General features: G+C 59.2%; 13 protein-coding genes. 2 read left to right on the forward strand and 11 right to left on the reverse strand.

Features of this window, described 5'->3' with window-relative positions; all coding sequences use genetic code 11:
- Positions 1-125 precede the first annotated feature (125 nt).
- The 11 genes from ACLD1X_RS12110 to ACLD1X_RS12160 all read right to left on the reverse strand — a co-directional run bounded on the left by ACLD1X_RS12110 (position 126) and on the right by ACLD1X_RS12160 (position 10,285).
- On the reverse strand, positions 126-2,087 hold the full coding sequence (locus tag ACLD1X_RS12110) for a DUF4105 domain-containing protein (protein WP_429367882.1): 1,962 nt from the start codon (positions 2,085-2,087) through the stop codon (positions 126-128).
- A complete protein-coding gene (locus ACLD1X_RS12115) occupies positions 2,084-2,404 on the reverse strand; it encodes a DUF2388 domain-containing protein (RefSeq protein ID WP_429367884.1) in 321 nt (106 codons plus the stop codon). Before ACLD1X_RS12115 ends, ACLD1X_RS12110 begins: the two co-directional genes overlap by 4 nt.
- 27 nt (positions 2,405-2,431) lie before the next feature.
- A complete protein-coding gene (locus ACLD1X_RS12120) occupies positions 2,432-2,749 on the reverse strand; it encodes a DUF2388 domain-containing protein (protein ID WP_429367886.1) in 318 nt (105 codons plus the stop codon).
- A 108-nt stretch (positions 2,750-2,857) separates the two neighbouring features.
- Positions 2,858-3,178: a DUF2388 domain-containing protein gene (locus ACLD1X_RS12125; protein ID WP_429367888.1), complete on the reverse strand. Its 321-nt coding sequence runs from the start codon at positions 3,176-3,178 to the stop codon at positions 2,858-2,860.
- A 143-nt stretch (positions 3,179-3,321) separates the two neighbouring features.
- A complete protein-coding gene (locus ACLD1X_RS12130; protein ID WP_429367890.1) occupies positions 3,322-3,531 on the reverse strand; it encodes a DUF1127 domain-containing protein in 210 nt (69 codons plus the stop codon).
- A gap of 256 nt (positions 3,532-3,787) precedes the next feature.
- A complete protein-coding gene (locus tag ACLD1X_RS12135) occupies positions 3,788-4,003 on the reverse strand; it encodes a DUF1127 domain-containing protein (protein WP_008018491.1) in 216 nt (71 codons plus the stop codon).
- 320 nt (positions 4,004-4,323) lie between these two features.
- Positions 4,324-5,817: an acetyl-CoA hydrolase/transferase family protein gene (locus tag ACLD1X_RS12140; RefSeq protein ID WP_108218708.1), complete on the reverse strand. Its 1,494-nt coding sequence runs from the start codon at positions 5,815-5,817 to the stop codon at positions 4,324-4,326.
- 213 nt (positions 5,818-6,030) lie between these two features.
- The gene (locus tag ACLD1X_RS12145; RefSeq protein ID WP_413428892.1) at positions 6,031-7,464 is read right to left on the reverse strand and encodes an NAD(P)(+) transhydrogenase (Re/Si-specific) subunit beta; all 1,434 of its coding nucleotides are present in this window, start codon (positions 7,462-7,464) and stop codon (positions 6,031-6,033) included.
- A complete protein-coding gene (locus ACLD1X_RS12150) occupies positions 7,461-7,817 on the reverse strand; it encodes an NAD(P) transhydrogenase subunit alpha (protein WP_008064823.1) in 357 nt (118 codons plus the stop codon). Before ACLD1X_RS12150 ends, ACLD1X_RS12145 begins: the two co-directional genes overlap by 4 nt.
- Positions 7,818-7,828: 11 nt before the next feature.
- Complete coding sequence (locus ACLD1X_RS12155) at positions 7,829-8,950, reverse strand: Re/Si-specific NAD(P)(+) transhydrogenase subunit alpha (protein WP_429367894.1); 1,122 nt, start codon at positions 8,948-8,950, stop codon at positions 7,829-7,831.
- A gap of 435 nt (positions 8,951-9,385) precedes the next feature.
- Positions 9,386-10,285: a LysR family transcriptional regulator gene (locus ACLD1X_RS12160; protein WP_322617768.1), complete on the reverse strand. Its 900-nt coding sequence runs from the start codon at positions 10,283-10,285 to the stop codon at positions 9,386-9,388.
- Between the two features lie 157 nt (positions 10,286-10,442).
- On the opposite strand from ACLD1X_RS12160, the gene ACLD1X_RS12165 reads away from it, so the two are divergent.
- Positions 10,443-11,624 (forward strand): acyl-CoA dehydrogenase, encoded by a 1,182-nt coding sequence (locus tag ACLD1X_RS12165; RefSeq protein WP_085716016.1) that lies wholly within the window; start codon positions 10,443-10,445, stop codon positions 11,622-11,624.
- 13 nt (positions 11,625-11,637) lie between these two features.
- On the forward strand, positions 11,638-12,858 hold the full coding sequence (locus ACLD1X_RS12170; RefSeq protein ID WP_429367897.1) for a CaiB/BaiF CoA transferase family protein: 1,221 nt from the start codon (positions 11,638-11,640) through the stop codon (positions 12,856-12,858).
- Positions 12,859-12,990: the final 132 nt, after the last annotated feature.

Raw genomic sequence — 12,990 nt, forward strand, 5'->3', positions numbered from 1 at the left:
CCCCCTCGCCACAAAATGCAGCAACCTAAGGGGTCAAGGCAACTCTATCCCGCCCGACGCCTTGTGCAGCTTGCGCAGGTGCTCGCCAATCTGCTTCACGTTGGNAAATGCAGCAACCTAAGGGGTCAAGGCAACTCTATCCCGCCCGACGCCTTGTGCAGCTTGCGCAGGTGCTCGCCAATCTGCTTCACGTTGGCCTCGTTGGCGGCCATTTCCGCGGCCCGGCCCGGTTCAAGCAACGCTCTGACTTCCTTGTCCAGATCCCCGGACAGCGCCAGGAGCTGCTTCTGGCGCTGGCTGCTTTCCGCTTCCAGATGCTGCCACTCGCTCGGTTGTGGCAAGCCGTAACCGTTGGTGCCCAGCAGCTCCGCCGGCCGGCTGAGGAAGCCACTGTTGGCGAGAATGTCCTTGAGCGTCTCGTTGGCCTTGTCCATGCCGCCATTCTTCAGCTCTCGGGCGCCCAGATAACGCTGTTTCACTTCATCCTGGGCCAATAGCAACTGTTGCCGGAAACTCGCTTGCTCCAGCAGAAGCAACGCCGCACTGGTGCGCAAATCGGCCTGCTCGAACCATTGCCGACGCTGCGCGGCTTTCAAGTCGAGCCATTCTTCGACGGTGTCCTGCTTGATCGGCAACTGCTTTTTCAGGATCTCGAACATGGCCTGATAGCGTTCGCGGAAGGAGTCGAAGCGATAACCCAGGCGCAAGGCCTCTCGCGGATCGTCCAGCACGCTGGTGTCCGCCAGTCCGCGGCCCTTGAGCACTTCCAGCAAACCGTTGGGCATGATGTTGTCGAGTCCCACCAGTTGTGGGTTGTTGGTGCCGCCGCGCAGCAGTTTCAGTTCCTCCACCGCGCAGTTGTTTGACAGGAAGAAGTAGTTGCCGTCGTAGCTCCAGTGCATCTCCGCGGCACGTTCCACCACGTCTTCAATCTCATTGCGCGAGAGGTTCAAGGGTACGGAGGCCAGGCTGCGCAGTTCGGTCTTGGTGTATTCGTCGATGACCTGGGACAGCGGCAGGATAAACAGCCGCGACGGGTATTTACCGACCAGGCCATCCCAGCTCGACAGCTGTACGTCGCCGACGAAGGCGCGGTACGACAGCACCAGATGCTGGTCCAGGTCCAGTCGACAATCCGGTCCGCGTGGTCGGCCCGGCGCACAGATCACCAGGCGCAACATGCTGTGGCCCCAGCGGCTGAACAGGTTCTGGTTAGCCTCGGCCAGCAGATAGTCAACGGCATAGACCCGCTCCGGATCGACCTGGCCCAAAGGTGTCTTGGCGAAATCGTTGCCGGCATTGAGGAAAGCGAAGGTTTTGCTGCAGGTGTCCTTGGCGGCGGGCGCCCAGCCGAAATGTTCCTTGTAGTAGCGGTACAGCGCCGGGCGGCGACAGGCGTAGCTCGGGTCGAGGAGGAAGTACTCCATGTTGACCGCGACGAATTCCTTTGGACTGCTGGTCTCGTAGAGATCCGGGCTGCGGGCAATCTGGCGATTGTGCTGTTCGCGTTCACCACGACGGCCTACGTATTGCTGCCAGCCGGCGAGGTCGAGCAGGCGCGGATCGTCGCTGAGGGTAAAGCGCCGATCGGACTGGCCTCGACATTGGTCGGGAATGCCAATCAGCCCTGAGCTGTTGTTGCGCTGGGTGCAACGCTGAATCAGCTTGCGTTCGGCATCCGGCCACAGGCGCGAGCGATCGTAGATGTGCGTCAGTTCGTGCAGCACCGTAGCCAGCAGTTCCTGGCGCACGGTGCCATGGGGGCGATGGGTTTTTCTGGTCGCGGCGCTGCCATCGGTGAGGCCGGCCAGCAGGTTGCGGTTCAGATCGAGCTCGGACACCAGGGATGCCTGACCGTAGGCGTTGCGCGGCATGTCATCGGTCCAGCCGACGTCGATGCGTCGATCGAGTTGCTCGATAAAGCGTGGCGGCAGCGCCTGCATGGCTTCATTGAGCAACGTCTGGCTGGCTTGTTGTTGCGCAGGAGTCAGGCCTTCGCTTTTGAGATGCAGCTGAAGGCCTGCGTGGGCCGTGTTGCCGAGCAGCAACAGGGCCGCGGCCAACAGCCAGGCGCCTGGACGCCTCACAGTGCGAGGATGGCTTCGGCGAGATCCCGGTCGCTGGCGTCACGGGCTTCCGGCACGCGGGTGCGCAGCAAGTCGAAAGCGGATTCCAGGTGAGCGCCACGAATGTCGCCATTGCTGGCAACGAAACTGGCGGCGTCGTCCTGGGCCTCGCGCACGATTTTCGAGTCGCGAATGGAGGTGGTGGTGTCGGAGGTGAAATCGAGGGTGCGCTGGGTGGCACGGATCAGCATGTTACTGGTGGCAACCAGAGTATGTGCCTGGGCCACATCGGCCAACAGCAGCAGGCCTAAGGTGGCAGCAATCAGCGGGTTACGCATGGAACGACTCCAGAAAAGCAGGGATAACTATTGGACGAGAATTGCTTGTGCCAGTTCAAGGTCGCTGGCATGAAGTTTTGCCCGGGTTCGGTGCAGATACCGCAGGGCCGACTCCAGTCGTGCACCTCTCAGATGGCCGTCACTGGCAATGAATGCCGCAGCGTCATCCTGGGCGGCGAGCAGCAGTTTATGGTCGAAGGGGGCGCTGGTCACCAAACTTGTGGCGTAACCGCTGGCGACAATGCCTTGGGTGGACAGGTTGAAGGCGTCGTAAGCGTGGGCTGATCCACAGTAACCAAGGCCAAGAAAGACTGGAGCAATCAAGAGATTTGAAGGAAAACGCATGAGACTCGACAGTTGAATGTGAGTCCCAAGGCTAGCGCAAGGCCCATTCTAGAGCCAGCGTTGAAACACTGGGACACGCCGGGCGTGCCCCCTTGTCTGTGCAGCTTTTTAGATTGTCAGGATCGCTTGCGCCAGTTGTGCGTCGCTTGCGCTCAGCTGTGGCGCCTGGTGGCGAATGTGGTCGAGGGCGCTTTCGAGCTTCACGCCGCGGATGGAGCCTTCGCTGGCGACGAAGCTGGCAGCGTCGTCACGGGCCGCGAGCACGATCTTGTCATCCTTGAACGACGACGAAACGACGTCGGTGGTCGCATCGGAGGTGGCTTTGAGCGCATTGACGACAGCGTCGGTGGTGACGATGAAGCTGGTTGCGCTGGCGTTGGCAGCTACGGCAAGCAGGGCTGCAGCACTGAGCAGGCGAAGTCGGGACATGGGGTAACTCCTTTGGGTAAACCAATTTAAAAATGGCGCAGTGTCTGCAAAGTCAGACGCCAGGCGCTTGGCGCTCGCCACGTTCTGGTCTGATATTAGGCCTGAGTGTGTCGGTTCGAACAGCCTGTCATGCAAGCAGGAGGTCAGCGCCAGAACGGTTTATCCAGTTCATTGCTGCGTTCGGCGTGGCTGATGCCAAGATCTGATAGCTGACGATCATCGAGTTGAGCCAGTAAACGTCGTGTTCTCGCTCTTTCGAGACTGGCGAAGAGTCGTGTTAACAGATCTCTGGCCCGGTTCAGGCAAGTTCTCGATTGAACCGGGGTAGTGGAAACATCCTGTAAAGAATTCATGGCGCGGTCCCTGTCCTGATCAGTAGAGGTTCCATGCTGACACCGGCCGAACATCCATGACAGACACACTGCGATGATATTGTACCTATTCAGTTGTGTGTTTTCACAAACTGTACTGGTTTTCAGGTATCCCTACTGTAAGACCGGATTTGACAGGCCAAAACGACAAGACCCGTCGTGGTTTCCCACGACGGGTCTTGTTTTTTCAATTCGGGTTGCTGGCGGTGGACCTTGGGTCAGAGCCAGCGACGCTAACTTAGCGCCAGAACGGCTTGCTCAGCTCTTCGTAGCGTTGTGCTTCACTAATCCCGGCATCAGCCAGCAGACGCGAATCCAGGCGAGCCAGTTGATGGCGGCTGGTAATGCGGCGCTGCCACAGCATCAGGTTGGCGATAACGCGCAGAGGCAGGGAAGCCTGGGTTTTTGCAGCAGTGTCTTCGAAGAACAGTTCGGAACTGAGTGTACGTTCCATGGTTGACATCCTTCCGCTTGTGGCGGGATTAGGTAGTGGTTTAACTGGTGCCCATGATCCTCTTGTTTGCCTAGTCTCTGTAGATACAGTTCATCTGTATTGTGAGAGCTCAGTTAACTGTTTATAGGGGGTGTACTGGTCAAAATTGAGGCAACTGTACTTGTCTGCACTGTTAAGGTGCAAAAGTGCTGTTTTTGTTCGATGAAGTGGGAATTTTCCCTAGGAAATGACCAGTACAGCAGTACAGTTTTTTTAATATTGCGAAGTGGCAAGAGCAAGCTGGCGAAAACTGTGTTTGCGCCAGCTGCTATCTGTAGCAATTACTTCTTCAGCATTTGCCCGGTTTCTTCCAGGTTTATGTGCCAGCTCAGGGCGTCACGCAGGATGTGCGGGGTGTGCCCGCCGATGGCGCATGCGGCGGTAAAGTAATCATTCAGCGCCTGGCGATAATCCGGGTGCACGCATTTGTCGATGATGATCCGGGCACGCTCCCGAGGCGCGAGGCCTCGCAAGTCTGCCAGGCCCACTTCGGTCACGAGGATGTCGACGTCATGCTCGGTATGGTCAACGTGGCTGACCATCGGTACCACGCTGGAGATCGCACCGCCCTTGGCGATCGACTTGGTCACGAACACGGACAGGTGCGCGTTGCGCGCGAAGTCACCCGAACCACCGATACCGTTCATCATCCGCGTGCCGCAGACGTGAGTGGAGTTGACGTTGCCATAGATGTCGAACTCCAGTGCCGTGTTGATACCGATGATGCCCAGGCGGCGCACGACTTCAGGGTGGTTGGAAATCTCCTGCGGGCGCAGGACCAGCTTGTCCTTGTAGCGCTCCAGATTGCCGAACACGTCGGCATTGCGCCGGCTCGACAGGGTGATCGAGCTGCCCGAAGCAAAGCTCAGCTTGCCTGCGTCGATCAGGTCGAAGGTCGAGTCTTGCAGCACCTCGGAGTACATCGTCAGGTCTTCGAACGGCGAGTCGATCAGGCCGCACATCACCGAGTTGGCGATGGTACCGATGCCGGCTTGCAGTGGACCGAGCTTGTTGGTCATGCGTCCGGCGGCCACTTCCTGTTTGAAGAAGTCGATCAGGTGATCGGCAATGGCTTGGGTCTCGGCGTCCGGTGCCAGCACAGTGGAAGGTGAGTCAGCCTGGTTGGTGACTACGATGGCGACGATTTTTTCCGCCGGGATCGGGATGGCGGTGCTGCCAATGCGGTCGTCGACTTTAACCAATGGAATCGGGGTGCGGGTCGGGCGATAGGTCGGAATATAGATGTCGTGCAGACCTTCGAGGTTCGGGTTGTGCGCCATGTTGATCTCGACAATCACATGCTTGGCGAAGATCGCGAAGCTGGCCGAGTTGCCCACCGAGGTGGTTGGCACGATATGCCCTTGCTCGGTGATCGCTACGGCTTCAATCACGGCAATGTCCGGCAGCTTCAGTTGCTGGTTGCGCAATTGCTCGACGGTTTCCGACAAGTGCTGGTCGATGAACATGACTTCACCGGCATTGATCGCCTTGCGCAGCGTGCTGTCGACCTGGAACGGCATGCGTCGCGACAGCACGCCGGCTTCGGTCAGCTGCTTGTCGAGGTCGTTGCCCAGGCTTGCGCCAGTCATCAGGCTGATCTTCAGTGGCGTGACCTTGGCGCGCTCGGCCAGCGCCTGGGGGACAGCCTTGGCTTCGCCGGCGCGGGTAAAGCCACTCATGCCGACGGTCATGCCGTCCTCAATCAGAGCGGCAGCGTCGGCAGCGCTCATCACTTTGTCCAACAACGAAGGCAGGCGAATACGGTCACGGTACATGGATTGTTATCTCGGGCAACAGGTAGCAGGACGTGCAGTCTAGTGAATTGCGCCGACTTCTGTCCCGCTACCAAGGTCGCAATCGAGGTGTCTATTCCGGGCCTTTGAAGCAAAACACCGTTACTGGATCGGTAACAAAAGCATAGTTTGTCTGACGATTTGCGCAAACAAGAACGCCCCGACAAGTCGGGGCGTTCTGTGTGCCGTGCGGGCTTAGTCGACGGCTTTGACCATGTCTTCGATGACCTTTTTAGCGTCGCCGAACACCATCATGGTTTTGTCCAGGTAGAACAGTTCGTTGTCCAGGCCGGCATAGCCACTGGCCATCGAGCGTTTGTTGACGATGATGGTCTTGGCCTTGAATGCTTCGAGGATCGGCATGCCGGCAATCGGCGATTTCGGATCGTTCTTCGCGGCCGGGTTGACCACGTCGTTGGCGCCCAATACCAGCACCACGTCGGCCTGACCGAACTCGGAGTTGATGTCTTCCATCTCGAACACCTGGTCGTAAGGCACTTCAGCCTCGGCCAGCAACACGTTCATGTGCCCTGGCATGCGACCGGCAACCGGGTGGATCGCATACTTCACGGTCACGCCGCGATGGGTCAGCTTCTCGGTCAGTTCCTTGAGCGCATGCTGTGCCCGCGCTACCGCCAGGCCGTAGCCTGGAACGATAATCACGGTATCGGCGTTGGTCAGCAGGAAGGTGGCGTCGTCGGCAGAACCGGATTTCACCGGACGGGCCTCCTTGGCGCCTGCCGGACCTGCATCCGCCGTGTTGCCGAAACCGCCGAGCAGTACGTTAAAGAAGGAACGGTTCATCGCCTTGCACATGATGTACGAGAGGATCGCACCGGACGAACCTACCAGCGAACCCGCGATGATCAGCATCGAGTTGTTCAGCGAGAAGCCGATGCCCGCCGCTGCCCAGCCGGAGTAGCTGTTGAGCATCGACACCACCACTGGCATGTCGGCGCCGCCGATCGGGATGATGATCAGTACACCGAGCACGAAGGCCAGCGCCAGCATCACGCCGAAAGCGGTGAGGTCGCCGGTGAGCATGAACGTCACGCCCAGTCCCAGTGTGGCGAGGCCCATCAGCAGGTTCAGCTTGTGCTGTCCGCCGAACTGTACCGGTGCGCCCTGGAACAGGCGGAACTTGTACTTGCCGGAAAGCTTGCCGAACGCGATCACCGAACCGGAGAAGGTGATTGCACCGATGGCGGCACCGAGGAACAGCTCCAGGCGGTTGCCGGCCGGAATCGCGTCACCGAGTTGCTGGACGATGCCCAGCGACTGCGGCTCGACCACGGCAGCCACGGCGATGAACACCGCTGCCAGGCCGATCATGCTGTGCATGAAGGCAACCAGCTCGGGCATCTTGGTCATTTCAACGCGTTTGGCCATGATCGAGCCGACAGTGCCGCCGATCAGCAGGCCGACGATCACGTAGACGATACCGTCATGAGCCAGCTCGGCGCCCAATTTGTAGATCAGGCCGACTGTGGTGAGGATCGCCAGGCCCATGCCGAGCATGCCGAACAGGTTGCCGCGGCGCGATGTGGTTGGGTGCGAGAGGCCCTTGAGCGCCTGGATGAAGCAGACCGAGGCGATCAAATACAGGGAGGTAACCAGGTTCATGCTCATGCTTGCTGCACCTCAGCCTTGATTGCTTCGGCCTTGGCTGCCGGAGCTTTTGCTGGAGCCGCTTTTTTCTTGAACATTTCCAGCATGCGGCGGGTCACCAGGAAGCCACCAAACACGTTGACCGCGGCCAGGGCCACAGCCAGGGTGCCCATGGTCTTGCCCAGCGGGGTCACGGTGAGAGCGGCGGCGAGCATGGCGCCGACGATCACGATGGCCGAGATGGCGTTGGTGACGGCCATCAGTGGCGTGTGCAGTGCAGGAGTAACGTTCCAGACCACGTGGTAGCCGACGTAGATGGCCAGCACGAAGATGATCAGGTTGTAGATACCGTGAGAGATCAGCATGTCTTCCATTGTTTTTATCCTCAGCCGTTCTTGCGCACGATCTGGCCGTCGCGGCACATCAGGCACGCGGCGACGATATCGTCTTCAAGGTTGATCACCAGTTGTCCTTCTTTATCGAACAACAGTTTCATGAAGTCCAGCAGGTTGCGTGCATACAGCGCCGAAGCATCGGCCGCCACGGCGCCAGCCAGGTTGGTCGGGCCAACGATGGTCACGCCGTTTTCGACGACCACCTGATCGGCCACGGTCAGCGGGCAGTTACCGCCCTGGGCTGCCGCGAGGTCGATGACCACCGAGCCCGGCTTCATCTGTGCCACGGTTTCCGCGCTCAACAGTGTCGGTGCCTTGCGGCCCGGAATCAGTGCGGTGGTGATGACGATGTCGGCCTGCTTGGCGCGTTCGTGCACGGCCGCGGCCTGTCGTTGCATCCAGCTGGCCGGCATGGGGCGGGCATAACCGCCGACACCGACGGCGCATTCACGCTCTTCGTCGGTCTCGTAAGGCACGTCGACGAACTTGGCGCCGAGGGATTCGATCTGCTCTTTTACCGCCGGACGCACGTCAGACGCTTCGATCACAGCACCCAGGCGCTTCGCGGTAGCGATTGCCTGCAAACCGGCCACACCGGCACCGAGAATCAGCACGCGCGCCGCTTTCACGGTGCCCGCAGCCGTCATCAGCATTGGCATGAAGCGCGGATAGTAGTGCGCGGCCAGCAACACGGCTTTATAGCCGGCGATGTTGGCTTGCGAGGACAGCACATCCAGGCTTTGGGCGCGGGAGGTGCGGGGCGCAGCCTCGAGGGCAAAGGCGGTAATCCCGCACTCGGCCATCTTGGCGATGGTTTCGTTGCTGAACGGGTTGAGCATCCCCACCACAACGGTGCCGCTTTTAATCAGCGCCAGCTCGCTGTCGCTGGGCGCGACCACCTTCAAGATCAGCTCTGCACCAAACGCGTCATTGGCGCTGCCAATGGTTGCGCCTGCCGCTGCATAAGCACTGTCGACAACGCTGGCATTAACGCCGGCGCCGCTTTGTACAGTGACCTTATGACCCTGGCTGATCAGCTTCTTGATGGTTTCCGGGGTTGCAGCAACCCGTGTTTCACCGGTCTGGGTTTCGAGAGGAACACCAATGTGCACGTCAAATCTCCTGCGTGATCTTATTGAGTAAACCCATGCACTACGGATGGTGCGGCTGGGGCGGCCGATCAGCACGATCCCGCCAAATCAGGGCGGGGCGCGGCATTTTGCAGGCGAACTTTGTGCCCTTCAAGGGATTATGACGGGTGACGGAAAATTAACTACAAGTCACCCCGTGACCGAATGTCGCAACCAGCCGGCTCAATCCCTTGTAGACCGTGCTTTTCAAGGATTCTGGCCGAAATCCAAGAATTTACACATCGGCCGTATGAATGATGCGGCATCGCTTCGAAATAGTGGCTCAAAGCCGCGTGGGCAGGCGCTTGTGGGACGTTTGTACGACTTCTCGATACAGTTTGCTGGTATGCGACAAATACGTATATCTGTAGGGCTTATTTTTTGCTGACTACGAGGTCAAGTATCGCTTGCGGGTCTTTATCCCTCTAGGCTGTAGCTGTGCGCCTGATTTACCAGCCAGTCACGAAATGCCTTCAAAGACGCAGATTCGACCTTTCGCTCAGGAATCATCAGGTAATAAGCCTTGATGCTGGACAGTGCTTGCGGGTTGGCGATCACCAGGCGTTTTTCTTTCAGCTCCCGTTGAATCAGGAACGGCGGAATCAGGGCAATGCCCATGTCGTGCATGGCTGCCTGGGCGAGCATGGAGAATAGCTCGTAGCGAGGGCCTGTCATGTCTCGCGGGACATTCAGGTGCTGGGAATCGAACCATTGGCGCCAGGCATAGGGGCGTGTGGTCTGTTGCAGAAGAGGCAGGTCGGCGATTTCGCCGGGTGTCAGGCTGGTCTTGTTTCCGAGTAGGTCGGGGCTGCAAACGGGCATCGGATTTTCACCCATCAGCCTGTGGGACTCTGTACCTGACCAATCGGCATCACCGAAGTAGATGGCCGCATCAAAATCAGTGTCGGCGAACAGGAACGGTCGTGTGCGGTTGGTCAGGTTGACCGTCACTTCCGGGTGTTTTTGCTGAAAGTCCTTGAGTCGCGGCAGCAGCCATTGGGTACCGAAGGTCGGAACGACGGCCAACTCGATCACGTTGGTGCCCTGCTGGCCCATCACGGACAAGGTGTCGCGCTCAACCGCATCGAGTTGAGTGGCCACTCGACGGCTGTAGGAAAGGCCGGCTTCCGTCAGCTTGACCCCGCGCCGCGAGCGTCGGAACAGTTCTACACTGAGGAACTCTTCAAGGCTGGCGATCTGGCGGCAAATCGCCCCTTGGGTCAGCGAAAGTTCCTGGGCGGCCTTGGTGAAGCTTTCGTGGCGCGCTGCAGCCTCGAAGCTGATCAGGGCGGTGGTGCTGGGTATCTTCCTGCGCATGTACGTCAACCTCACTAATGCATCGCATAAAGGCTCTTTTGCGACGTTTCGGAGTGAGAAATTAGCACAACAGTATGCGAAATCCTCGTTTGCCGTAGCGCCGATCCGGGCCTAGGATCGGTCCACGTTATTTGACCCGATTCGAGAGGACACACTCATGGGCGGTAAAGCTAGCTTCAACTGGATCGATCCCCTGCTGCTGGATCAACAGCTCACTGAAGAAGAACGCATGATTCGCGACACGGCTGCGCAGTTCGCTCAGCAGAGCCTTGCGCCGCGCATTCTTGAAGCTTTCCGCCATGAGAAGACCGATCCGGCGATCTTCCGCGAAATGGGCGAGGTTGGCCTGTTGGGCGCAACCATCCCCGAGCAGTACGGCGGCAGCGGCCTGAACTACGTCAGCTACGGCCTGATCGCCCGTGAAGTCGAGCGTATCGACTCCGGCTATCGCTCGATGATGAGCGTGCAGTCCTCGCTGGTGATGGTGCCAATCAATGAATTCGGTACCGAAGCCCAGAAGCAGAAGTACCTGCCAAAACTGGCCTCGGGCGAGTGGATCGGCTGCTTCGGTCTGACCGAGCCTAACCACGGTTCCGACCCGGGCGCGATGATCACTCGTGCGCGCAAGGTGGAAGGCGGCTACAGCCTCACTGGCAGCAAGATGTGGATCACCAACAGCCCGATCGCCGATGTGTTCGTGGTCTGGGCCAAGGACGATGCCGGCGATATCCGTGGCTTCGTTCTGGAGAAAGGCTGGAAAGGCCTGAGCGCTCCGGCGATTCACGGCAAGGTTGGCCTGCGGGCATCGATCACCGGTGAAATCGTCATGGACAACGTGTTCGTTCCGGAAGAGAACATCTTCCCGGATGTCCGTGGCCTGAAAGGTCCTTTCACCTGCCTCAACTCGGCGCGTTACGGCATCTCCTGGGGTGCGCTGGGTGCGGCCGAGTTCTGCTGGCACACCGCTCGCCAGTACACCCTGGATCGTCAACAGTTCGGTCGTCCATTGGCCGCCACTCAGTTGATCCAGAAGAAACTGGCCGACATGCAGACCGAAATCACCATGGCGCTGCAAGGCTGCCTGCGTCTGGGTCGTATGAAGGACGAGGGGACTGCGGCGGTCGAGATTACTTCGATGATGAAGCGCAACTCTTGCGGCAAGTCCCTGGACATCGCGCGCATGGCTCGCGACATGTTGGGCGGCAACGGCATCTCCGATGAGTTCGGTGTAGCGCGTCATCTGGTCAACCTGGAAGTTGTGAACACCTATGAAGGTACGCACGACGTCCATGCACTGATCCTCGGTCGTGCACAAACCGGCATCCAGGCGTTCTATTAACAGGAGGACGTCCATGGGCGCGCTATCGCATCTACGGGTACTGGATTTATCGCGGGTGCTGGCCGGGCCTTGGGCCGGGCAGATCCTGGCCGACCTTGGCGCCGAAGTGATCAAGGTCGAGCGTCCGGGTAACGGCGATGACACGCGCGCCTGGGGGCCACCGTTCCTGAAAGACGCGTATGGCGAGAACACCAGCGAGGCCGCCTATTACCTGTCGGCCAATCGCAACAAGCAATCGGTCACCATCGACTTCACGCGCCCTGAAGGGCAGAAGCTGGTGCGTGAACTGGCGGCCAAGTCGGACATCCTGATCGAGAACTTCAAGGTCGGCGGTCTGGCGGCTTATGGCCTGGACTACGAATCGCTGAAGGCAATCAATCCGGATCTGATCTATTGCTCGATCACCGGGTTCGGCCAGACCGGTCCTTACGCCAAGCGTGCGGGTTATGACTTCATGATCCAGGGGCTGGGCGGTCTCATGAGCTTGACGGGGAGACCTGAAGGTGAAGAGGGCGCGGGGCCGGTGAAGGTTGGCGTGGCGTTGACGGACATCCTTACCGGGCTGTATTCGACTGTCGCGATCCTGGCCGCGCTTGCGCATCGGGATCACGACGGCGGTGGCCAGCATATCGATATGGCACTGCTGGATGTGCAGGTGGCTTGTCTGGCCAACCAGGCAATGAACTACCTGACGACGGGCAATGCGCCTAAACGCTTGGGTAATGCACATCCGAACATCGTGCCCTATCAGGATTTTCCTACGGCGGATGGTGACTTCATCCTTACCGTCGGGAACGATGGGCAGTTCCGCAAGTTCGCGGAAGTGGCCGGGCAGCCGCAGTGGGCGGACGATCCGCGTTTTGTGACCAACAAGCTGCGGGTGGCAAACAGGGCTGTACTGATTCCGCTGATCCGCCAGGCAACGGTGTTCAAGACTACCGCTGAATGGGTGGCGCAGCTGGAGCAGGCTGGCGTGCCGTGCGGGCCTATCAATGACCTGGCGCAGATGTTTGCCGATCCTCAGGTCAAGGCGCGCGGGTTGGCCATCGAGTTGCCGCATGCGCTGGCTGGCAGGGTGCCGCAAGTGGCCAGTCCTATTCGTTTGTCCGAGACGCCGGTGGAGTATCGGTATGCCCCTCCTTTGCTGGGTGAGCATACGCAGGAGGTTCTCCAGCGGGTGCTGGGTCTGGATGCGGGCGTGGTGTCTGCGTTCAAGGCGTCTGGCGTGCTTTGATCTCTCTTCTATATAGAGGGGCGCTTTTGCCCCTCTATATAAGCCTGCATCGGGACGATTTGCTCCTTTCTGCAAGTTATTGATAGAAAACCGGAATCAGTGCTTGACGGCAGATTCTGGAAGCCTATAATT

Source organism: Pseudomonas sp. 18173, assembly GCF_050432945.1.
GTDB lineage: Bacteria > Pseudomonadota > Gammaproteobacteria > Pseudomonadales > Pseudomonadaceae > Aquipseudomonas.